Origin of the sequence: Microbacterium sp. UBA3486, assembly GCF_002377845.1 — a bacterium.
GTDB lineage: Bacteria > Actinomycetota > Actinomycetes > Actinomycetales > Microbacteriaceae > Microbacterium > Microbacterium maritypicum_A.
In genome coordinates this window covers 41,404-63,102 of sequence record NZ_DFQP01000104.1, presented here as the reverse complement: position 1 = coordinate 63,102, position 21,699 = coordinate 41,404, and the positions used below count along the sequence as shown (strand labels likewise).

Genomic DNA, 21,699 nt, shown 5'->3' with positions numbered 1-21,699 from the left:
TCTCCGCTCGTCGTATCCGCGTGAGCTCGCACTCAGCGCGTCGTCCAGTCTAACGAACCGCGCAAGTGGAGCAGGATGGATGCATGCGCCGATCGCGACACGTCACCCCTGCATCCCATTCGTCGGACGTGCATGACGGCGAGCCGTCACCGGCCGACTCCTTGCGGTATTTGGTGCATCTGCCGAACGACTACGAAACGGATCCGGACAGGCTCTGGCCCCTCGTGCTGTTCCTGCACGGTGCGGGCGAACGAGGATCCGACGTCGATCTCGCCGCGGTGCACGGGCCGCCGAGGCTGGCAGATGCCGGCCACGAGTTCCCCTTCATCCTGGTCACACCGCAGTGCCCCGAATCGAGTCAGTGGGTCGCCGAACTCACGACGTTGTCCGTGCTGCTCGACGAGGTCGCCGCGGCGCACCGCATCGATCCCGCCCGCGTAGCCGTGACCGGACTCAGCATGGGCGGGTTCGGGACCTGGAGCCTCGCCGTGCGCTACCCCGATCGGTTCGCGGCGATCGCCCCGATCTGCGGAGGACTGTGGATGCAGAGCGCTGCCCCTATCCGCGCCCTGCCCACGTGGGCGTTCCACGGCGACGCCGACGACGTCGTGCCGATCTCCGCGACGGAGCAGATCGTGGCGGAGCTCAGATCGCTCGACGCCGACGTGCGGTTCACGCGCTACGCGGGCGTCGGTCACGATTCCTGGACCGAGACGTACGCGAACCCCGAGCTCTACAGCTGGCTGCTCTCCCACCGGCAGAACGATCACGACACGGAGCGAGCGGCACCATGAAACCGGGAGCGGACCGCCTCCGACCCGCCTGGAGTGCCCTCCCCGCTTCGCTGCGCACGCAGATCGTCGGAGTGATCGGTGGCGACTTCGTGGGGGACGAACCCGCTCATGGCGGCTTCAGCGCGTCCTATGCGGGCGTCGTGACGACCACCGCCGGTCACGCTTTCGTCAAGGCCTGCGGCGCAGACTGGCACGCGGACTCTCTGCACTTCCTTCGCGAGGAGTTGCGCACGCTCGCACATCTGCCGCCGTCTGTCGCCCCGCGTCTCCGTGGCGCCATCGACGACGCCGTCGGTACCGCGCTCGTGATCGAGGCCATCGACGGACGCCATCCCGGCCGACCCTGGACGACCGAGGACCTGCATTCCGTGGCACGATCCCTTCGCACCCTGTCGACCACCCCCGCGCCATCGGCGATGCCCCGCGCGGAGGACGGCATGATCCCGGGTTTCACACGATGGCGCGAGATCGCAGCGGATCCACCGCTCCTGGAGGCGCTCCCCCACGGCCTGTCCAGCCGCGTGCGCGCGCTCCTCTCGATGGAGGACTGCTTCCAGGACGCGCTGCACGGCGACGTCATCGTGCACGACGACGTGCGATCCGACAACATCCTGATCAGCGACGGGCGCGCCCATCTCCTGGACTGGCCACACGCGCGACGAGGTGCCGCGTGGATCGATCTCCCCTGTCTGCTGCCGAGCGTCGAGGCGTCCGGGGGGCCGTCCTGCGAAGATGCCTGGGCCATCTTCGAAGAGCACGGCGCGCCGCCTCAGGCTGCACTGCTCCCCGTCATCTCGGCGTTCGCGTCGTTCCTCTGGTATCAACAGGCGCAGCCCGAGATCCCTCAGCTTCCGGGCCTCCGCGAGTTTCAGCGTGCACAGGCGGACCCGGCTCTGCGCTGGCTCGCCACACTGATCTGATCACACCTGCGGCGGTGCCGTCACTCGTCGACGTGCTTCCACCCGTGCGAGGAAGCGCTGGTGAAAGCGCCTCTCCCCCGTGATCTCGGGGTGGAAGCTCAGCCCGAGCAGATTTCCCTGCTCCACCGCGACCACGCGGCCGTCGTCCAGCTCAGCCAGCACCTCTGCACCCGGGCCGACCGATTCGACCACGGGACCGCGGATGAATGCCGCGGAAACGGGTTCGCCCTCGAAGGCGGGAACATCGAGCACAGCCTCGAACGACTCGACCTGACGGCCGAAGGCGTTCCGGCGCACGACGACGTCGAGTCCGCCGAATGATTCCTGGCCGTCGATCGCGTCGACGATGTCATCGGCGAGCATGATCAGTCCCGCGCATGTTCCCAACACCGGCATCCCCGCCGCGATCGCGTCACGGATCGGCTGCTGCATGCCGAAGATGCGGGAGAGCTTGTCGATCACGCTCGACTCGCCGCCCGGGATCACGAGTCCATCGACGGAGGAGAGCTCGTCGGGTCGACGGACCAGGACCGCATCGGCACCCAACTGCGCGAGCAGGGCGGCGTGCTCTCGCACGTCGCCCTGCAGCGCGAGGACGCCGACGCGGGTCTTACCAGCCACGCTCGGCGAGGCGGTGCGGGGCCGGGAGATCGCTGACGTTGATGCCGACCATGGCCTCGCCCAGTCCGCGCGAGACCTCGGCGATGACCTTGGCGTCGTCGAAGAAGGTCGTCGCCTTGACGATCGCCTTCGCGCGCTCAGCCGGGTTGCCCGACTTGAAGATGCCCGATCCGACGAACACGCCGTCGGCACCGAGCTGCATCATCATCGCGGCATCCGCCGGGGTCGCGACCCCGCCGGCGACGAACAGCACGACGGGGAGCTTGCCCGTCTCGGCGATCTCCGCCACGAGCTCGTACGGCGCCTGCAGCTCCTTCGCGGCAACGAAGAGCTCGTCCTTGGGCAGCGCCGTGAGCGCGGCGATCTCGCCGCGGATCTTGCGGATGTGCTTCATCGCCTCGGAGACGTCGCCGGTGCCGGCCTCGCCCTTGGAGCGGATCATCGCCGCCCCCTCATTGATGCGACGCAATGCCTCGCCGAGGTTGGTCGCTCCGCACACGAACGGAACCGTGAAGCCGTACTTGTCGATGTGGTTCACGTAGTCGGCCGGCGAGAGCACCTCGGACTCGTCGATGTAGTCGACACCGAGCTCCTGCAGCACCTGCGCCTCGACGAAGTGACCGATGCGCGCCTTCGCCATCACGGGGATGGAGACGGCATCGATGATGCTGTCGATCATGTCGGGGTCGCTCATGCGGGAGACCCCACCCTGCGCGCGGATGTCGGCCGGGACGCGCTCGAGCGCCATCACGGCGACCGCGCCGGCGTCTTCGGCGATCTTCGCCTGCTCTGCCGTGACGACGTCCATGATGACGCCGCCCTTGAGCATCTCGGCGAGGCCGCGCTTGACGCGCGCGGATCCGGTGGTTGTCTGCTCTGCCATGGGGAACTCCTGTCGGATGCACCGAAGTCGGTTTTGATCTAGATCAAACATAGCACTGTCCGATTCGACCTAGAATCGCTGAGGAGGACCATGAGCGACCAGATCACAGGCAGCACCGCATCGGACATCGCCGACAGCGTGCGTTCCCTGCGCGACCGCGGAATCCTCCAGGCCGGTGCGGTGCTCCCCCCGGTGCGGGAGCTGGCTGCCACCCTGGGCGTCAATCGGAATACTGCCGTCGCCGCCTATCGACAGCTCGCGCAGGCGGGCCTCGTGATCTCCCGTGGGCGCGCCGGAACCGTCGTCGCCGGGATCGAGGCCGTGGCCCAGGAGGGCTATGCCCCCGATACCGTGCTCCGCGACATCGGCACGGGGAACCCCGATCCGCGCCTCATCCCCGACCCGGCGCCGGCGCTCATGACCATCGCGTCCCGTCCCGTCCTCTACGGCGAGCCCGTGATCGACCGCGGTCTCGAAGAGTGGTCCCGGGACTGGATCTCGACCGACCTCGACGACGTCGACTTCCGCATCACCGTGACCAGCGGCGCCGTCGACGCCGTCGAGAGGCTGCTCGCCCAGGCGCTCATGCGTGACGACGCGGTGGCTCTGGAAGACCCGTGCTTCCTGGCGAGCATCCACACCGTGCGCCTGGGCGGATACCGGGCCGTCCCCGTGCCTGTCGATGCCGAGGGGATGACGGTCGACGGCCTGCGTTCCGCGCTGGAGGCCGGTGTCCGCGCCATCATCTGCACCCCGCGCGCTCAGAATCCGACCGGCGCGAGCCTCACCGCATCGCGTGCCGCCGACCTTCGTGCCGTGCTCGCCGACCACCCGTACGTGCTGATCATCGAGGACGACCATTTCTCGATGCTGTCGCAGCGCCCCTACGAGTCCCTCATCGGCCCCGACCACCGCCGTTTCGCCCTCGTGCGCTCGGTGTCGAAGTTCCTGGGACCGGACATGTGCCTGGCCATCGCCGCCACCGATCCGGAGACCGCGGAACGCCTCGCGATGCGGCTGAGCCCCGGCACCACCTGGGTGAGCCATCTCCTTCAGCGACTCGCCCTCACGCAGTTGACCGACGATGCGGTGATGGCCGAGGTCGCCGCCGCCGCCGCGCACTACGCGCAGCGCAACGCGGCGTTCGCCGCGCGACTGCGTGAGAGCGGCGTCGATGCGACGGTGTCCGACGGCATGAGCCTGTGGATCGAATTCCCCCGGCCCGCGCGGACCGTCGCCGACCGGCTCATGCGCCGCGGTTGGCTCGCCCGCACCGGAGACGACTTCGCGCTCGATGAGAAGGCCGGGCCGTCGCATCACCTGCGCCTGACGGTGCACGACCTCTCGGACGACGAGGCCGAATCACTGGTCGCAGACCTCGTCGCCGCCGGGCGATGACCATCCGTCGCGGGCACCGGCCCGCCCTGAACGAAAGAGTCGGAGAATGAAGATCCTCTCCATCCAGTCAGCCGTGGCCTTCGGACACGTGGGAAACTCCGCCGCCGTGTTCCCTCTGCAGCGCATCGGCGTCGAAGTTCTCCCGGTCTACACCGTGAACTTCTCGAATCACACCGGCTACGGCGCCTGGCGCGGACCGATGATCGCTCCCGACGATGTGCGCGAGGTCATCACGGGCATCGAGGAACGCGGCGTCTTCGGCCAGATCGACGCCGTCCTCAGCGGCTACCAGGGCGGAGAGGGCATCGGCGACGTGATCATCGACGCCGTCGCGCGCGTCAAGTCCGCGAACCCGAACGCCGTGTACGCCTGCGACCCGGTCATGGGCAACGCGAAGTCGGGTTGCTTCGTGGCGCCGGCCATCCCGGTGCTGCTGCGCGAGCGCGTCGTTCCGGTCGCCGACATCATCACGCCGAACCAGTTCGAGCTCGGCTTCCTCACCGACACCGAGCCCGACACGCTCGAGTCCACGCTCGCCTCGGTCGATCTCGCGCACGCGATGGGTCCGCGCACCGTGCTCGTGACGAGTGTCGAGCGCCCCGACCGCGAAGAGGGCACGATCGAGATGCTCGCCGCCGACGGGGAGGGCGCCTGGCTCGTGCAGACCCCGCACCTGCCGATGAAGGCGAACGGCTCAGGAGATGTGACCGCGGCACTGTTCACCGCCCACTACGTCGAGACGGGCAGCGCGAGGATCGCGCTCGAGCGCACGGCATCGAGCGTGTACGACCTGCTCAAGGCCACGCTCGAATCCGGTGAGCGCGAGCTGCAGCTCGTCGAGGCGCAGGAGTTCTACGCGAACCCGCAGATGCAGTTCACCGCCCGCCAGGTGCGCTGAGGCCCGTACTCGCTCTCGCCGCTCCCCCGCTCGACGGATGCCCGCCGGACGGGTGGGCGGTGAGGGACGAAGCCGTCGGCCTCAGTGGTCGGATTCCGGCCAGGCCGCTGCCACGGCCTCGCGCACCTCTCCGAGGAGCTGGGGAAGCGCCTTGGTCTTCGCGATGATCGGGAAGAAGTTCGCGTCCGACGTCCAACGCGGCACCACATGCTGGTGCAGGTGGGCGTCGACGCCGGCGCCGGCGACCGCGCCCTGGTTCATGCCCAGGTTGAAGCCGTCGCATCGGGACACCTCACGGAGAACCCGCATGGCCGTCTGCGTCAGCGCTCCGATCTCGGCGACCTCTTCCGGCGTCGCCTGGTCGTAGGTGCCGATGTGGCGGTACGGGCAGACCAGGAGATGTCCCGAGTTGTAGGGGAAGAGGTTCAGCAGCACGTAGGCCGTCTCGCCCCGGGCGACGACCAACCGCTCGGTATCCGGGAACTTCGGGGCCTCGCAGAACGGGCACTCCTCGCGCAGCGGCTCCGGCCCCGCCTGGATGTACGCCATCCGGTGCGGGGTCCACAGCCGCTGGAACTCGTCCGGTACGCCGGCGAGGCGACCGGCGTCCTCCAGCGGCTGCTCCCCTTCGGTCACGCCAGGTCCCCTGCCTTCAGCACGAGCGCGTGCGAAGCGATGGCGGCGTTGATCCGGCGCACGGCGTCCGCGACCGGGACGCCGTTCTCCTGCGTGCCGTCGCGGAAACGGAACGACACCGTACCCGCGGCACGATCCTGCTCACCGACGATGAGGATGACGGGCACCTTCGCCGTCGTGTGGGTGCGGATCTTCTTCTGCATGCGGTCATCCGAGTGGTCGACGTCGGCCCGGACGCCCGCAGCGCGCAACTGCCCGATGACGTCGTCCAGGTAGTCGCCGTACTGCTCGGCGACCGGGACGCCGACCACCTGGCTGGGTGCGAGCCAGAGCGGGAAGTCGCCGGCGTAGTGCTCGAGGAGGATCGCGAAGAAGCGCTCGACGGAGCCGAGGAGCGCGCGGTGGATCATCACCGGCCGGTGCTTCTGCCCGTCGGGTCCGGTGTACTCCAGCTCGAAGCGCTCCGGCTGGTTGAAGTCGAGCTGGATGGTCGACATCTGCCAGGTGCGCCCGATCGCGTCACGTGCCTGTACGGAGATCTTCGGTCCGTAGAAGGCCGCGCCGCCGGGGTCGGCGACCAATTCGAGGCCGGACTCGATCGCGACCTCACGCAGCGTGTCGATCGCCGTCGACCACTGCTCCGGCTCGCCGAGGAACTTCGGGTTCCCCTCCTCGTTCGTCGACAGCTCGAGGTAGAAGTCGTTGAGGCCGTAGTCGCGGAGCAGGTCGAGGACGAGGTTCAGGTTGGTGGTGAGTTCTTCCTTGACCTGGTCCTGCGCGACGTAGATGTGGGCGTCGTCCTGCGTCAGACCGCGCACTCGGGTCAGTCCCGACAGCGTGCCGCTCTTCTCGTAGCGGTAGACCGTCCCGAACTCGGCCAGGCGCAGCGGCAGCTCACGATAGGAGCGCCCGCGCGAGCGGAAGACGAGGTTGTGGAACGGGCAGTTCATCGGCTTCAGGTAGTAGTCCTGACCCTGGCGGGTGATGTTCCCCTCCTCGTCGACGATCTCGTCGAGGTGCATAGGCGGGAACATGCCGTCGGCATAGGTCTGCAGGTGACCCGACGTCATGAAGAGGTCCTTCTTCGTGATGTGCGGGCTGTTCACGAGGTCGTACCCGTTGCGCAGCAGGTGCTTGCGCAGGTTCTCCTCGATCTCGTAGCGGATGATGCCGCCCTTGGGATGGAACACCGCGAGTCCCGAGCCGATCTCGTCGGGGAAGGAGAACAGGTCCATCTCCGCACCGAGCTTGCGGTGGTCGCGGCGCTCCGCCTCGGCGATGCGCTCCTGATAGGCACGTAGCTCGTCCTTGGTCGGCCATGCCGTGCCGTAGATGCGCTGCAGCTGCGGGTTCTTCTCGCTGCCGCGCCAATACGCGGCGGCGATGCGCGTCAGGTCCCAGCCGTTGCCGATCATGCGCGTGTTGGGCAGGTGCGGGCCGCGGCAGAGGTCCTTCCAGACGACCTCGCCATCACGGGTGGTGTTGTCGTAGATCGTCAGCTCGCCTTCGCCCACCTCGACGGAGGCGCCCTCTGCGGCTTCCTTCCCGCCCTTGAGGCCGATGAGCTCGAGCTTGAACGGCTCGTCCGCGAGCTCGGCCCTGGCCTCGTCGTCGGTCACGACACGGCGGACGAATCGCTGGCCCTCGCGGACGATGCGCTGCATCTCCTTGGAGATCGCCTTGATGTCCTCAGGTGTGAACGGGGTCTCGACGCCGAAGTCGTAGTAGAAGCCGTCGGTGACGGGCGGGCCGATGCCCAGGTTCGCCTGCGGGTTGATGCGCTGCACCGCCTGCGCCAGCACATGGGCTGCCGAGTGACGGAGGATGTTCAGCCCGTCCGCACTGTCGATCGTGACCGCTTCGACCACATCGGTGTCGGTCACGGTCGTGGCGAGATCCTTGAGGTCGCCGTTGACGCGCATCGCGACGACGTTTCGGTCAGTGAACAGGGCGAAGCCGTCATTCGGCCGGGCGTTTTCAGGCACAGAAACTCTCCATCTGGGTCGATACCCAGGTTACTCGCATGACCCGGTCCTCCTGACCGTCCTCGTCCGCGCCGCAGGACGTGCACGCCCCCTCGCGCGCATCACGTAACGTGAACGGATGGACAGAGCAGTCGCACGATGGATCCTGGCGATCGCGCTCGGCGCGATCGGGGTCGGCCACTTCCTCAGCACCCGCGGATTCCGGGTGGTGGTGCCGGACTGGGCGACCCGCCTGACCAAGCTGGACAAGGACACGATCGTGATCGCCTCCGGTGCCGCGGAGGTCGCTCTCGCCACCGGCCTGCTCGTCTTGCCGAGGGAGCGGCGCCGCATCGGCTGGGCGACCGCCGCGTTCTTCGTCGCCGTGCTGCCCGGGAACATCCACCAGTGGCGCACGAAGCGCTCGACCCCGGGACTCGACACGGATGCTCGCCGATTCGGCAGGCTCTTCCTGCAGCCGCTTCTCGTTCTGTGGGCGCTGTGGGCGACCGGAGACGAGAACCCGCGCCGCCGCGACCGCCGTCGTCGTTGAACGACCGAGCCCGACCTCCAGGAGAATGGTCCCCATGACGTCCCCCTCCATCGTGTGGTTCCGCGATGATCTCCGACTCGCCGACAACCCTGCGCTGCGGGCCGCGATCGAACGAGGCGAAGCGGTCATCGCGCTGTATGTGCTCGACGAGGAGTCACCGGGCATCCGTGCGCTCGGTGGCGCTGCGCGCTGGTGGCTGCACCACTCTCTGGCGTCGCTGGACGAGCGGCTCCGCGAGCGCGGTGGCGCACTCGTGCTCCGTCGCGGCCCGGCCGAGCGCATCGTGCGTGAGATGGTGACGGAAGTCGGAGCGGGTGCCGTCTACTGGAATCGCCGTTACGGAGGTGCCGAGCGCGCGATCGACTCCGCGCTGAAGGCGTCCCTCCGGGCCGAGGGACTCGAGGTCGCCTCCTTCGCCGGCTCTCTGCTGCACGAGCCGTGGACGGTCACGACGGGCAGCGGCACGCACTACTCCGTCTTCACTCCCTTCTGGCGGGCGTGCCTCGCGCTCCCCGCGCCCCGCGCTCCGCTCCCGGAGCCGCGAACGGTCGAGGGCCCGCAACGCACTCCGGCAACCGAGGCCCTCGAGGACTGGAGCCTGCTGCCCACCGCCCCCGACTGGGCCGACGGCCTGCGCGAGACCTGGGAGCCCGGTGAACCCGCCGCGCGACGGCGTCTACGCCATTTTCTCGACGAAGACCTGGGGCACTACGACCGCGCACGCGATGAACCCGCTTCCGGTGCCACGTCGCGGTTGTCACCGCACCTCCGCTGGGGTGAGATCAGCCCGTTCACGGTCTGGCACGAGGCGGTGGGTGTCGACGGTGCGGGAGGTTTCCTCTCCGAACTGGGCTGGCGCGAGTTCGCCTGGCACACGTTGTACCACTCCCCCGATCTCGCCTCGGAGAACCTGCGACCGGAGTTCGACGCCTTCCCCTGGCCGCCGCTGGACCCCACCCACCTCGATGCCTGGCAGCACGGTGAGACCGGCGTGCCTCTGGTCGACGCCGGCATGCGAGAGCTCTGGCACACCGGCTACATGCACAACCGGGTGCGGATGGTCGTGGCTTCCTTCCTCGTGAAGAACCTGCTCATCGACTGGCGCCGGGGTGAAGAGTGGTTCTGGGACACGCTCGTCGACGCCGATGAAGCCAGCAATCCCTTCAATTGGCAGTGGGTCGCCGGATCCGGCGCCGACGCCGCTCCGTACTTCCGTGTGTTCAACCCCGAACTCCAGGCGAAGAAGTTCGACCCCCAGAACCTCTACATCTCGCGCTGGGCCGCAGACGCCCCCGCCGAGCCGATCGTCGACCTGGGTGACACACGCAAGGCGGCACTCGCCGCGTACGACGTCGTCAAGCGCACCCCACGCACTCGCCGCGAGTGACCGGAGGGCCTGTCACCTGATGGTCGGAGAAGGACGCGCGCGCCGTCCATGCCAGACTGGAGCCGTGACCGAGTCCAGGAAGCCAGCCGTCATCCGCGGCTTCGCTGCCTCGTCGCTGGCGATCTTCGTCGCACTCGCGGGGCACGTGTCGGGTGGCGGGCAGATGCCCGGTGCGCTCGGCATCGTCGTGCCGTGGGTGTTCTCGTTCATGATCTGCGTGCTGCTCGCCGGCCGCTCACTGTCGCTCATCCGCCTGACGCTCTCGGTCGCGGTGAGCCAGTTCCTGTTCCACACCCTCTTCGTGCTCGGAACCGTCACCCCCTCCGGTGTCTCCGTCCCGCACGTGCACGGTGCGCCTCTCGTGATCCCCGCGACGCCTGGCCTCCCTGAGGCTGTCACCGCCGACGCATCGATGTGGCTCGGCCACGCTCTCGCGGCGCTCCTGACGATCGCGGCGTTGTACCGAGGCGAGCGTCTGATCCTGGCGGCGCGCGATCTCGCCGCCCAGCTGGGTCGCTGGTTGCGTCGTCGCGTCGATCACGTGCTCGTGCTCCCCGCGCTCCGCCTCCCCCGAGGCCTCCGCGGCGTGTTCGAGCTCACGCGTACCGGTGGCCTCGTTCTCCTCGCGACCCTCAGAGGCCGCGCTCCTCCCCTTTCCGCAGCGATCTGATCCGCGCCCTGGGCTTTCACCGGTCCTGTGGTGCGTCACCTCCGTGCGCCTTTCGTCGCGCACGGGTTCTGAACGCATGCATGCACGTCGCTCACGCGACGTCTGATGAGAGGCCATTCCCATGTCCCCTGTCCGCAGGATTGCGGCCGGGCTGGCGTTGGCGACGGTCGCGACCCTCGCGATCGCCACGCCCGCGTCCGCCCACGATCAATTGATCTCCAGCTCCCCGGCCGCCGACGAGCAGTTGGCGGCCGCGCCGGAGAGCATCACGATGACCTTCTCCGGTGAACTCCTGGTGCTCGACGAGTCACTGACCGGGGCTGTCGTCCTGGTCGTCGACGCCTCGGGGAAGGACTGGGTCTCCGGTGACGTCACGGTCGCGGGCCGTACGGTGACCGCCCCCCTCGAGCCGGGCATGCCGACCGCCGGCTACCAGGTGCGGTGGCAGGTCGTATCGGAAGACGGCCATCCGATCGCCGGCGTCGTCCCGTTCACCGTGGGCGATGCCGAGCCGATGGCGGCCCCCGCGCCCGGCGGCGCGGCGGAGACCCCGTCGGCATCCGCAGAACAGCCGGATCAGAACGCAGCAGATTCCGGCGGCACCGTCAGGGTGCTGCTCATCGGCGCAGGCGGGGCGGCAGTGGCCGTCCTCGTCCTCGTCCTCATCCGATTCCTCCGCCGTCCTCGGACGGCAGCCGCTCCGCCGGAAGACGGCGGTTCCGCGGCAGATGACCTGTGAAAGGCACCATTGTGAACACCAGCAAGAACCTTCCCCGCCTCGCGGCCGTTATCGCGGTCTCCCTCCTCGCGCTCACCGGGTGCACCCCGGAGAGCTCCCCGACCGAATCCGCATCCCGCCCCGCCGGTGACGCCGTCACGATCGAGGATGCGTGGGTGAAGTCGGCGGAAGAGGGCATGTCCGCCGGTTTCGGCACCCTCGTCAACAGCGGTGACGACGACGTGACCGTCGTCTCCGTCACGTCCGAGGCGTCGAACATGCTCGAGCTGCACGAGACGGTCGAGAACGAGGCCGGTGAGATGGTGATGCGCGAGAAGGACGGCGGGTTCGTCATTCCCGCCGGCGGGAAGCTCGCCCTGGAGCCGGGAGGCAACCACATCATGATGATGGACCTGACCGGTCCTCTCACGGCAGGCAGCGACGTGACCTTCACCCTCACGTTCTCCGACGACTCCACGTATGAGTTCACCGCTCCCGTCAAGGACTACTCCGGCGCGAACGAGAACTACGAGGGCGGCGAAGAGCAAGACGGCTCGGGGCAGTGATGTCGGCGCCCGCCGAGGGCGCCCGCTCCCGCCGCGCCGGGTCGACCCGGCGACAGTTCCTCCTCGGGGGAGCCGTCGCCGGCGTCGGCGCGGTCGCGGCCGTCGGAGTGGATATCGCCCTGAACAGTCAGGAGAACGGTGCGAAGCCGGTCTCCACGCCGATGAACGGCGAGCAGACCGTTCCGTTCTTCGGCACCCACCAAGCCGGTGTCGACACCGCGGCGCAAGCCCACGGTGTCTTCCTCGGGCTCGATCTCCGCGAGGATGTGGACCGCGACGGGCTCACTCGCCTGATGCGGATCCTGACGGACGACGCGGCTCGTCTGACGCAGGGGCTCCCCGCCCTCGCCGATTCCGAGCCGGAGCTCGCGCTCTCGCCGGCGCGGCTCACGATCACCTTCGGCTTCGGACCCGGTCTCGTCTCCCGCGCCGCGGGCTCCGGCCCTGCGTGGCTCGCACCGCTCCCGGCTTTCGGGGTGGATCAGCTGCGGCCGGAATTCTCGGATGGAGACCTGCTGTTGCAGCTCGCCGGGGACGATCCGTTGACGGTTGCCCACGCGACACGGATGCTCCTGAAGGACGCCCGCGGCTTCGCGAGCATCCGATGGACGCAGCAGGGGTTCCGCCGCGCCTACGGCACGGAGCGCCCCGGGACGACGATGCGCAACCTCTTCGGACAGGTGGACGGCACGACCAACCCCGAACCGGGCACACCGGACTTCGACGAGGTCGTGTGGAGTGCGGACGGCTGGCTGGCAGGCGGCACCGGCATGGTGATCCGCCGCATCCGCATGGACCTCGACAAGTGGGACCGCCTGGACCGCGGCGGCCGCGATGCCTCTGTGGGGCGAACACTCGCCAACGGGGCACCGTTGACGGGGACGGACGAGTTCGACGAACCCGATTTCGAGGCGACGACGTCGATAGGGTTCCCCGTGATCCCGCAGTTCGCACATATCCGGCGGGCGCGCGGCGACGGGGAGGAGCGCATCTTCCGGCGCGCGTACAACTACGACGAGCGTCCGATCGGCGCCGAGGTCTCCGAGTCGGGGCTGATCTTCGTCTCCTTCCAGGCCGACATCGCGCGGCAGTTCATCCCGATGCAGCGCAGACTCGACGAGCTCGACCTGCTCAACGAGTGGACGGTCCCGATCGGCTCAGCCGTGTTCGCGATCCCGCCCGGATGCGCGGAAGACGGATTCATCGGCGACACGCTTCTGGCGTGATCGGCTGCGGGCGTGCCCGGGCCCATCCGGGCACGCCCGCAGCGGCGGGCGGCACTCCCCCGACGAGGAACGGCCTGCTTCGGAAACCGATGGGCGCGACATCCTCGGAGTACGAGAGACTTTCGAGACACGAAAAAACCCCCGGAAATCCGGGGGTTTCAGTGTGCGCGATACTGGGATCGAACCAGTGACCTCTTCCGTGTCAGGGAAGCGCGCTACCGCTGCGCCAATCGCGCCCGTTGGGGCTTTTCAGTTTTCCGTGAGGTGGCGACGGGATTCGAACCCGTGTAAACGGCTTTGCAGGCCGGTGCCTAGCCGCTCGGCCACGCCACCGTGTGGATTGACCCCACGTGCGGCAGACCTTCCGAAGAAGCCCTACTGCACTCGAGCGGATGACGAGACTCGAACTCGCGACCCCAACCTTGGCAAGGTTGTGCGCTACCAACTGCGCTACATCCGCATTTCGTTCCCGGTTGTCCCGGGCACTCATGAAACATTAGCCGAAGATCCGCACTCCGCCAAACCGGCAGCGAATCTCGCGCGTGTCTCGCCGAGTGGTCCGCGAGGCCTCCGAGCGTCCGGTAGTATCGGTTGACGTACCCCACGGGTATGGGCGATTGGCGCAGTTGGTAGCGCGCTTCCTTCACACGGAAGAGGTCATCGGTTCGAGTCCGGTATCGCCCACCACATCGCCCCCGGTTCTCCCGGGGGCTTTTTCGTCCCCTGCCCGCTCCCCCGGCGGCGTTCCTGGGAACTTGCTATGGTCGAGAGACGCTCTCACCCCCTGAGCGATGGTCGTGGCTCCGCCGCGATCTCACGCGTCAGACGCCGACCGGCGACCACGCGATCACCGAATCCCGTTCGAGGATGCACCGCTGTTCGGTGCGCCCGGAAACGGGCGTCCTCGAAAGGAGCCGCACCCCGGGCTACTCGTCTGTGTGCTGTGATGCGCCTCAGTGGTCCAGGTTCGTTCTCGCCATGCCGACCCTTCTCCACTCCCCGCAGAACCCTCAACACCAGACGACGCACTACTCCCCCACTTAGCGGGACTCCTTCTCCATCGACAGGCGGCATCGCCGCACCAAGACGAGAAAGCGAGTACCCGGTGGAAGACTTCCACACACTGTCAGGACCGGTCGTGATCCTGCTCATGCTGCTGTTCTTCGGCGGCAGCCTCTACATGTCCATCCGCATCTCCCGCAGAAAGGAGAACGCCGACGGATACATGACCGGTGGCGGCAAGATCGGGTTCGGCATCTCCGCGGCCTCGATGACCGCTACCTGGATCTGGGCATCCTCGATGTACGCCTCCGCGACATCCGGATACACCTACGGCATCTCCGGCCCCATTCACTACGGCCTCTGGGGTGCACTGATGATCCTCCTCATCTATCCCTTCGGGCGCCGCATCCGCACGGTCGCACCTCACGCGCACACCATCGCCGAGGTCATGTTCGCCCGCCACGGACGTTCGAGTCAGCTCATGCTCGCCGGCTCCAATGTGCTCGGCAGCCTGATCAGCCTCACGTCGAATCTGATCGCCGGAGGCGCGCTCGTCTCGATGCTGTCGCCGTTCACCTTCACACAGGGCATCGTCGCCATCGCGATCGGCGTGCTCGCCTACACGCTGTGGTCGGGCTTCAGGGCGTCGGTGCTCACCGACTTTGCGCAGGTCATCGCCATGCTGGGGGCCGTCGCGATCATCGTTCCGGTGATCTTCTTCGCCGCGGGTGGCCCCGAGCTGTTCGTCACCGGCGCAGCGAATCTCACCCCGCAGCAGGGCGACTTCTTCTCTTCCGACGCGTTCTTCAACCAGGGCGCTCCCTACATCGCCGCGGTGCTCGCCTACGCGATCGGCAACCAGACCATCGCGCAGCGACTGTTCGCCGTGCGAGAGGACCTGATCAAGAAGACATTCGTCACCGCGACATTCGGGTACGGCGCGTCTATCATCGGGATCGGCATGCTGGGAGTGCTCGCCCTGTACGCAGGGATCCAGCCGATGGACGGCGACGTCAACAATCTGATCCCGCAGATGGCCTCGACATACCTGCCCCCGCTGCTGATCTGCGTGTTCTTCGTCATGATCATCGGCTCGTTGTCGTCCACCGCGGATGCCGACATGACGGCTCTCTCGTCGATCATGATGGCTGACATCTACGGGCAGAACATCGCGGGCAAGAAGAACGCCAACCCGAAGACGATGCTGCTCATCGGCAGACTCACCATGATCGGCGCAACCGCCGCGGCACTCGGCTTCGCATCGATGCAGTTCAACATCCTCGACCTGCTGGTGTTCGTCGGTGCACTGTGGGGAGCGCTCGTGTTCCCCGTCATCGCGAGCTTCTACTGGGACCGCGTGACGAACTCCGCGTTCAGCATCGCCGTGATCGCCGCGCTCGCCGCGTTCCTGCCCGTGCGTTTCGAGTGGATCTCCCTGTCGGGGGGCTGGGGTCTCGCGAGTGACGTCCTCTCCGTCGTCGGGATCGGGGTGGTCCTGGCCCTGATGTCGTTCGGCTTCTTCGGTCTGCGGGTGGCGCTTGTGGTCGGGACGCTGGCCACGCTGGTGTCGGCGCCGTTCGCGATCGGCTTCCTGCACCAGTACCCGGTGTTGTCGGGGTCACTGGTCGCATACGCGGTGAGCACGTTGGTCTGCGTCGCCCTCACGATGATGAACAGGACGCGGAGATTCGACTTCGACCTGATCAAGGAGCGCACCGGCAGCTTCGACACCGGGGATATCACACGAAGCGCCGATGTGAAGGGCGACGCCACGCTCGCCGGGAAGGACGCCTGATGGAGACCATTCTGTTGACCGCGTACGTGCTGGTGTGGCCGATCATCGTCGTCGGAGTGCTCACCGTCGTGATTCGGGCTTTCGTGAAGGACGCCAAGGAGGCGAGACGCGAAGGGCGCGACATCATCTGATCATCGATGGCTCCGCACAGATGTCGACAAGGCGTGTGTGCGGAGCCATCGGCGCACTGCCCCGCGCCTGTACCTCTCGCGCTCGGACGAAGAGGATTGTCTCGATGCCGCCCGTCGTCGCGCGTCGCCGCCCTCCGTAGCGCTACTCGATCGGAATACGCAGGACTCGGTCGTCGCCCTCGCGGGGATCGCCCCGCCCGTCCGTGTTGTTCGTGAGAACCCAGAGTGCCCCGTCTGGCGCGACCACGACGTCGCGAAGCCTCCCGAGCGATTCGACGAAGTATTCTCCGGCGGTGCGCACGTCGGAGAGCGGCACCTCCCTGAGCCGCTCTCCACGGAGATTCGCGATGAAGATCGATCCCGACGCGATCGTGATGCCGCTCGGACTGGCGGTGTCCGGCGACCACTGCTGGACCGGATCGACGAACTCGTCACGATCCGCGATGCCCTCGACCGTCGGCCACCCGTAGTTCCCACCGGCCTCGATCACGTTCAGTTCGTCCCAGGTGTCCTGGCCGAACTCGCTCGCGTAGAGCGTGCCTTCGTCGTCCCACGCCAGGCCCTGAGGATTGCGGTGCCCCAGGCTGTAGACGGGTGATCCCGGGAAGGGGTTGTCCTCCGGCACGTCCCCGTCCGGTGTGATGCGGAGGATCTTCCCGGCCAGCGAGTCCCGATCCTGAGCGCCCTCACGGTCGCCCGCGTCGCCGACCGTCACGTAGAGCATGTCGTCGGGGCCGAACGCGATGCGTCCGCCGTTGTGATTCCCGGCGGCGGGGATCCCGGAGAGGATCGTCTCGGATTCGCCGAGCTCGAACGAACCCGGCGCCCCCGACAACGCGAAGCGCTGCACCCTGTTCTCGCCGACAGCCGTCGAGTACGCGTACAGCCAATCGTCCCGCAGCGCGATACCGAGCAGTCCCCCCTCTCCTCGAGGCGCGACGCCGTCGATCATCCCGAGCTCGCGAAGCCTCCCGTCGCCGGAAACCTCGACGATGCGGGCGGTGTCCCGTTCGCTGATCAGCGCCGTGCTCCCGAAGAAGGCGATGGACCATGGGGCCTCCAGTCCAGCCGCGACCGTGGACGCGCGCCCCGGAACGATGCTTCCCGATCCGGCGGACGGCGAGGGTGCGAGCGGCGCGGGAGAGGACGAGGCGGGGGACGTAGGAGCGCACGCGGCGAGAGCGATCGCGATGAGAGCAGTCGAGACGAGAGCAGTCGAGACGAGAGCGCCCGCCCCTCGAGCGACCGCGGCGACACGCGGATCGGCCGGCGTCCTCTGCGCCCTCCGCGTCGTCGTCATCGCCGATCCCTTCATCCTCCGTTCGAGAGTAGGCGAGCGGCGCGCACCGCAGAAGAGGCAGGTGTCCGAGGGGGCGCGTAGCCTGCCACGGTGTCGAAGGAACAAGCTCTCCCGGGCCCGTGCACCCTCTGCGGAGGAACGCGCGGTGCCCGCGGTGACGACTCCTGGCGCTGCGCCTCCTGCGGATGGCGCTACGGGGACGTCCCCGACGCCGATCTCCCGCTCCCCCGCATCGACGTCGTCTACTACATCCGTTTCGACCGTCGGGTGAAGATCGGCACGAGCCGACGACCGCGACAACGGCTGGCGAGCATCCGACACGACGAGCTTCTCGCCTTCGAGCGGGGCGGACGCCCGGTCGAGCAGCAGCGACACCGCGAGTTCGCCTCGGACCGCGAAGGCGGAGAGTGGTTCACGTTGACGGACGATCTGCGGACGCACGTCGACGCCCTCCGCCGCGAGGGTGAGCCGTGGCTGCTCTACGGGCGATGGCTGAGCAACGCGCTCCGCGGTCTCGATGCCTCGTGACCTGCGCCAGGACGTGACGGTGCCGGGCGACTGCTTCGGGAAGTCCAGTCGCCCGGCACCGCGTCTCTGCGGGGATCAGGCCGTGGCCGCATGCCCCCTGGTGGTCGCCGGCTGCGGCTGCGAGAACAGCACCACGACGATCACGGCGACGCCGACGACGACGTGCGGGAGCCAGACGTTCAGCGCCTCGCCCGCGAACCCGAAGATCCACGGCGAGAGGGCGAGGAAGAGGCTGGCGACGATGTCGAACACCAGGTGGACGGGCATCGGGATGAAACCGAAGGGGCCCCATTCGTACTTCGTGAAGAGGCTGTACACGATCAGCCCGACACCGAGGACGATCGGGATGATGACCGCCGCTCCGCCCACGTTCGCGAAGCCGAACAGCCAGGGAGCGGCGATCAACGCGACGCCGACGATGTAGTCGAGAATTCCATGGACCTTGGTGGGGATGAAACGCATGATTCCTCCTTGTGTGGCGCCGCTTCCGCGACTCACCACTGGTTCGAAGCCCGCCCCGGATCGGATTGCCTCCCCGCCTCGGAGAACGATCGACCTGCGGGCCGGAGAGCTCGATTCGAGTCTCTCGACGGCACACTCGCGGCCCGGTCCCAGGCAGCCCTGCTACGTTGAGCATGCCGGTATCTCGCCGGCATCAGGGAAGACTTCTCGTCGACCAACGGGCCTCCTGGGTCATTTCGTTCTCCGTCGCCTCCTCTGTGTGAGCCCGAGGAGCATCATGCCCACCCCGTCAGTCCCCTCTTTTCTCGACCCTGCGCACGCCTGGGCGGCGCCCATCGCCCTCCCCGTCGGCACGACGGCCATCGTGTATTGCGAGGGCCAGTTCGGCGAGCAGGACGGCAAGACCGCGAACGGTCTGGTCCGACACTCGGAGAGGTACGAGATCCTCAGCGTCATCGACAGCACCCACGCGGGTGCGGACGCCGGCGTGCTCCTGGACGGTCTCGCGAACGACATCCCGATCCTCGACGGACTCCCGACGGCGATCGCTCATGCGGGTCACGTGCCGGACTACCTGATCTGCGGTGTCGCACCGGCTGATGGGCTGCTCTCCGCCGAACAGCGCACCGTGCTGCTCGACGGCATCGCCCGCGGGATGCACATCATCAACGGCCTGCACGAGTTCCTCACCGACGATGCCGAGTTCGTCGCGGCTGCCCTTCTCGCCCAGGTCACGATCACCGATATCCGTCGCCCCCGGGACAAGAAGGATCTCCATCTGTTCTCCGGCCGCATCTTCGACGTGACCTGTCCGCGCATCACCATCCTCGGGACCGACGGCGCGATCGGCAAGCGCACCACCGCGACGATCCTCGTGAAGGCCCTCAACGATCGTGGCGTCCACGCCGTGATGGTCGGCACCGGACAGACCACGATCATCCAGGGCGGCCGCTACGGCGTCGCGCTCGACGCCCTCGTGCCCCAGTTCTGCTCGGGTGAGGTCGAGAACCAGGTGGTCGCGGCGTTCGAAGGCGAAGACCCGGACGTCATCATCGTGGAGGGACAGGGCGCGCTCAGCCACCCCGCATACATCACCTCGGCGCACATCCTCCGCGGCAGTCACCCTGCGGGGGTCATCGTGCAGCACGCCCCGGGCCGGACGGTCCTGGGCGACTTCCCGATGGTCGCGATGCCGACGGTCACGAGTGAGATCGCCCTGATCGAGGCTTTCGCCGACACGAAGGTCATCGGCGTCACGGTGAACCATGAGAACCTCACGGCGGAGCAGCTCGCCGCCGCCATCGACGAGATCGAGCTCGACACCGGACTCCCCGCCACCGACCCCCTGACCCGACCGCTGGCGGAGCTCGTGGAGATGGTGCTGCAGGCATTCCCGACGCTCAGCCCGCGACGGACCACCCGTAGCGCCGCGTGAGAGCTGCGCCGACCCGGTCATAGCGCCCCCGATCGAGAACGGCGGCCTCTCGCCGCAGCCCGCGCTCGTGCACGCTGTACAGCTGTTCGACATCCACCCAGGACTCTCGACCCTGAGAGTCCCAGTCGCCCGTACCGATCGACAGATAGTCGCGGTCACCGTCATGGGGCTTGCTCGTCATCCGCACCGCGTACACGCGCTCTCCGGACTCCCGCCCGATGACGAGCACGGGACGATCCTTCCCGCGACCGTCGTTCTCCTCGTAGGGAACCCAGGTCCAGACGATCTCTCCCGCATCCGGTGCGCCGTCCCGCTGCGGTGCGTAGCCGACCTGCAGGCGCGTGATCCGATCCGGATCGATGCGGACGGTGTCGGTGCCGCGCGCCCGTCCCGGGTCGGTACCGCCACCCGCGGGCGTCGGGCGCTCCTGCGGGGTCCGTAGACGCGCGTCCGGGCGTCTCGGATCTGATGTCCGAGACGCCCGGCCGGAGCCCACTGCCTTGAGCAGGATCTCCGCGAGTGTTGCCAGGATGCCGTTGGTCTTGCTCACACGGTCACCCTAACCGCTGATCACGCGTCTGCGAGTGCGTAGCCCTCCTCGCCGTGCACGACCTGGTCGACACCGGCGATCTCGTCTTCGTTCGTGACGCGGAAGCCGATGGTCTTCTCGATCGCGAAGCCGATGATGAACGCGACGATGAAGGAGTAGATCAGCACTCCGAGCGCCGCGATCAGCTGTACGGCGAGCTGGCGGGCGTCGCCGCCGACGAACAGTCCCGTCTCGGTGGCGAAGAAGCCGAGGTACAGCGTTCCGATGAGACCGCCGACGAGGTGGATGCCGACCACGTCGAGCGAGTCGTCGAATCCGAGGCGGAACTTCAACTCGATCGCGAGGGCGCACACGACACCGGCGAGTGCGCCGAGAAGCAGAGCCCAACCCGGCGTCAGGTTGGCGCAGGCCGGTGTGATCGCGACCAGACCGGCGACGGCACCGGACGCTGCACCGACCGAGGTGGGCTTGCCGTCCTTGATCTTCTCGACGAGGATCCAGCCGAGGATGGCGGCGGCTGTGGCGCCCAGGGTGTTCAGACCGATGAGTCCGACGCCGCCCATGTCCTCGGCCAGCCATTCCGCTCCCGCGTTGAAACCGAACCAGCCGAACCACAGCAGGGCGGCCCCGAGGAGCGTGAGCGGCACGTTGTGCGGCTTCAGGATGCCCTTCTGGAACCCGATGCGCTTGCCGAGGACCAGGGCGAGTGCCAGAGCCGCGGCGCCCGCGTTGATGTGCACGGCGGTACCGCCGGCGTAGTCGATCACGCCGATGCCGCTGTCCTCGCCGAAGAGCGTGGTGCCGAGGTTCATGATCCAGCCACCGCCCCAGACCCATGCGGCGACCGGGAAGTAGCCGACGGTCGCGAAGATGCCGGCGAAGATGAGCCAGCTGCCGAACTTCGCACGATCCGCGATCGCTCCGGAGATCAGCGCGACCGTGATGATCGCGAATGTGGCACCGTAGGCCACCCCCAGGAGCGCGACGTTCGAGCCCTCACCGGCCGCCAGGCTCGACAGCCCGAAGTCCGCGAAGGGGTTGCCAGCGAACGCGGTCGGGCTGTCGACCGCGCTCATCGAGAAACCGAAGAGAATCCAGAGCACGGCGACGAGTCCGATGGAGCCGAAGCTCATCATCATCATGCTGACGACGCTCTTCGCCTTGACGAGACCGCCATAGAAGAAGGCGACGCCGGGCGTCATGAGCAGCACCAGCGCTGTCGCGGTGATCGCCCACGAGATGTTGCCGGGAGCATCCATAGG

General features: G+C 67.8%; 22 protein-coding genes and 4 tRNA genes. 15 read left to right on the top strand and 11 right to left on the bottom strand.

What is annotated here, in order from left to right:
• Window positions 1-83: 83 nt before the first annotated feature.
• Both B2869_RS16455 and B2869_RS16450 read left to right on the top strand, forming a co-directional pair.
• Complete coding sequence (locus B2869_RS16455; protein WP_292768912.1) at window positions 84-794, top strand: alpha/beta hydrolase-fold protein; 711 nt, start codon at window positions 84-86, stop codon at window positions 792-794.
• Window positions 791-1,714, top strand: a complete 924-nt coding sequence (locus tag B2869_RS16450; protein WP_292768909.1) for an aminoglycoside phosphotransferase family protein — start codon at window positions 791-793, stop codon at window positions 1,712-1,714. Before B2869_RS16455 ends, B2869_RS16450 begins: the two co-directional genes overlap by 4 nt.
• Here the strand turns inward: B2869_RS16450 and pdxT are convergent, their stop codons facing one another.
• Complete coding sequence (pdxT, locus tag B2869_RS16445) at window positions 1,715-2,335, bottom strand: pyridoxal 5'-phosphate synthase glutaminase subunit PdxT (RefSeq protein WP_292768906.1); 621 nt, start codon at window positions 2,333-2,335, stop codon at window positions 1,715-1,717. It lies immediately after the preceding gene.
• Complete coding sequence (gene pdxS, locus B2869_RS16440) at window positions 2,325-3,218, bottom strand: pyridoxal 5'-phosphate synthase lyase subunit PdxS (RefSeq protein ID WP_021200645.1); 894 nt, start codon at window positions 3,216-3,218, stop codon at window positions 2,325-2,327. The genes pdxT and pdxS overlap by 11 nt, the downstream gene beginning before the upstream one ends.
• Before the next feature lie 90 nt (window positions 3,219-3,308).
• Between pdxS and B2869_RS16435 the strand changes: the two genes are divergently transcribed.
• Entirely contained in the window at window positions 3,309-4,616 is a 1,308-nt protein-coding gene (locus tag B2869_RS16435) for an aminotransferase class I/II-fold pyridoxal phosphate-dependent enzyme (protein ID WP_292768903.1), read from the top strand.
• A 46-nt stretch (window positions 4,617-4,662) separates the two neighbouring features.
• The gene (gene pdxY / locus B2869_RS16430; protein WP_029259275.1) at window positions 4,663-5,514 is read left to right on the top strand and encodes a pyridoxal kinase PdxY; all 852 of its coding nucleotides are present in this window, start codon (window positions 4,663-4,665) and stop codon (window positions 5,512-5,514) included.
• A gap of 81 nt (window positions 5,515-5,595) precedes the next feature.
• On the opposite strand, the gene B2869_RS16425 is transcribed toward pdxY, so the two are convergent.
• On the bottom strand, window positions 5,596-6,150 hold the full coding sequence (locus tag B2869_RS16425) for an HIT family protein (RefSeq protein WP_292768899.1): 555 nt from the start codon (window positions 6,148-6,150) through the stop codon (window positions 5,596-5,598).
• Window positions 6,147-8,072, bottom strand: coding sequence for a threonine--tRNA ligase (gene thrS / locus B2869_RS16420; protein WP_231494447.1), 1,926 nt, complete (start codon window positions 8,070-8,072; stop codon window positions 6,147-6,149). Before thrS ends, B2869_RS16425 begins: the two co-directional genes overlap by 4 nt.
• 181 nt (window positions 8,073-8,253) lie before the next feature.
• Here thrS and B2869_RS16415 point away from each other — a divergent pair, with 181 nt between their 5' ends.
• The 6 genes from B2869_RS16415 (at window position 8,254) to B2869_RS16390 (ending at window position 13,234) form a co-directional block, all read left to right on the top strand.
• A complete protein-coding gene (locus tag B2869_RS16415; protein WP_292768896.1) occupies window positions 8,254-8,667 on the top strand; it encodes a DoxX family protein in 414 nt (137 codons plus the stop codon).
• A gap of 34 nt (window positions 8,668-8,701) precedes the next feature.
• A complete protein-coding gene (locus tag B2869_RS16410) occupies window positions 8,702-10,054 on the top strand; it encodes a cryptochrome/photolyase family protein (RefSeq protein ID WP_292768893.1) in 1,353 nt (450 codons plus the stop codon).
• Between the two features lie 64 nt (window positions 10,055-10,118).
• The gene (locus tag B2869_RS16405; RefSeq protein WP_292768891.1) at window positions 10,119-10,724 is read left to right on the top strand and encodes a hypothetical protein; all 606 of its coding nucleotides are present in this window, start codon (window positions 10,119-10,121) and stop codon (window positions 10,722-10,724) included.
• Window positions 10,725-10,845: 121 nt separating this feature from the next.
• Window positions 10,846-11,463: a copper resistance CopC family protein gene (locus B2869_RS16400; protein ID WP_292768889.1), complete on the top strand. Its 618-nt coding sequence runs from the start codon at window positions 10,846-10,848 to the stop codon at window positions 11,461-11,463.
• A gap of 11 nt (window positions 11,464-11,474) precedes the next feature.
• The gene (locus B2869_RS16395) at window positions 11,475-12,008 is read left to right on the top strand and encodes a copper chaperone PCu(A)C (RefSeq protein WP_029265333.1); all 534 of its coding nucleotides are present in this window, start codon (window positions 11,475-11,477) and stop codon (window positions 12,006-12,008) included.
• A complete protein-coding gene (locus tag B2869_RS16390) occupies window positions 12,008-13,234 on the top strand; it encodes a Dyp-type peroxidase (protein WP_292768885.1) in 1,227 nt (408 codons plus the stop codon). The genes B2869_RS16395 and B2869_RS16390 overlap by 1 nt, the downstream gene beginning before the upstream one ends.
• Window positions 13,235-13,398: 164 nt before the next feature.
• On the opposite strand, the gene B2869_RS16385 is transcribed toward B2869_RS16390, so the two are convergent.
• The 3 genes from B2869_RS16385 to B2869_RS16375 all read right to left on the bottom strand — a co-directional run bounded on the left by B2869_RS16385 (window position 13,399) and on the right by B2869_RS16375 (window position 13,694).
• A tRNA-Val gene (locus tag B2869_RS16385) sits at window positions 13,399-13,470 on the bottom strand.
• Between the two features lie 26 nt (window positions 13,471-13,496).
• Window positions 13,497-13,567: transfer RNA gene (locus B2869_RS16380), tRNA-Cys, on the bottom strand.
• Between the two features lie 54 nt (window positions 13,568-13,621).
• Window positions 13,622-13,694, bottom strand: a tRNA-Gly gene (locus tag B2869_RS16375).
• Between the two features lie 151 nt (window positions 13,695-13,845).
• Between B2869_RS16375 and B2869_RS16370 the strand changes: the two genes are divergently transcribed.
• The 3 genes from B2869_RS16370 to B2869_RS16360 all read left to right on the top strand — a co-directional run bounded on the left by B2869_RS16370 (window position 13,846) and on the right by B2869_RS16360 (window position 16,162).
• Window positions 13,846-13,921: transfer RNA gene (locus B2869_RS16370), tRNA-Val, on the top strand.
• Between the two features lie 463 nt (window positions 13,922-14,384).
• Window positions 14,385-16,031, top strand: coding sequence for a sodium:solute symporter family protein (locus tag B2869_RS16365; protein ID WP_046398999.1), 1,647 nt, complete (start codon window positions 14,385-14,387; stop codon window positions 16,029-16,031).
• On the top strand, window positions 16,031-16,162 hold the full coding sequence (locus B2869_RS16360) for a putative transporter small subunit (protein ID WP_021200657.1): 132 nt from the start codon (window positions 16,031-16,033) through the stop codon (window positions 16,160-16,162). Before B2869_RS16365 ends, B2869_RS16360 begins: the two co-directional genes overlap by 1 nt.
• A 142-nt stretch (window positions 16,163-16,304) precedes the next feature.
• On the opposite strand, the gene B2869_RS16355 is transcribed toward B2869_RS16360, so the two are convergent.
• Window positions 16,305-17,462 carry a PQQ-dependent sugar dehydrogenase gene (locus tag B2869_RS16355; RefSeq protein WP_292768881.1) on the bottom strand — a complete coding sequence of 386 codons (1,158 nt, stop codon included), beginning with the start codon at window positions 17,460-17,462 and terminating at the stop codon, window positions 16,305-16,307.
• A gap of 90 nt (window positions 17,463-17,552) precedes the next feature.
• On the opposite strand from B2869_RS16355, the gene B2869_RS16350 reads away from it, so the two are divergent.
• Window positions 17,553-17,990 carry a GIY-YIG nuclease family protein gene (locus B2869_RS16350; RefSeq protein ID WP_292768878.1) on the top strand — a complete coding sequence of 146 codons (438 nt, stop codon included), beginning with the start codon at window positions 17,553-17,555 and terminating at the stop codon, window positions 17,988-17,990.
• 75 nt (window positions 17,991-18,065) lie between these two features.
• Here the strand turns inward: B2869_RS16350 and B2869_RS16345 are convergent, their stop codons facing one another.
• Window positions 18,066-18,452, bottom strand: a complete 387-nt coding sequence (locus B2869_RS16345; RefSeq protein WP_021200660.1) for an SPW repeat domain-containing protein — start codon at window positions 18,450-18,452, stop codon at window positions 18,066-18,068.
• 277 nt (window positions 18,453-18,729) lie between these two features.
• On the opposite strand from B2869_RS16345, the gene B2869_RS16340 reads away from it, so the two are divergent.
• A complete protein-coding gene (locus tag B2869_RS16340; RefSeq protein ID WP_292768874.1) occupies window positions 18,730-19,887 on the top strand; it encodes a DUF1611 domain-containing protein in 1,158 nt (385 codons plus the stop codon).
• Here the strand turns inward: B2869_RS16340 and B2869_RS16335 are convergent.
• Window positions 19,853-20,437 carry a type II toxin-antitoxin system PemK/MazF family toxin gene (locus B2869_RS16335; protein ID WP_292768872.1) on the bottom strand — a complete coding sequence of 195 codons (585 nt, stop codon included), beginning with the start codon at window positions 20,435-20,437 and terminating at the stop codon, window positions 19,853-19,855. The two genes, B2869_RS16340 and B2869_RS16335, sit on opposite strands and share 35 nt — an antisense overlap.
• Window positions 20,438-20,457: 20 nt before the next feature.
• Window positions 20,458-21,696 (bottom strand): ammonium transporter, encoded by a 1,239-nt coding sequence (locus B2869_RS16330; protein ID WP_021200663.1) that lies wholly within the window; start codon window positions 21,694-21,696, stop codon window positions 20,458-20,460.
• Between the last annotated feature and the right edge of the window lie 3 nt (window positions 21,697-21,699).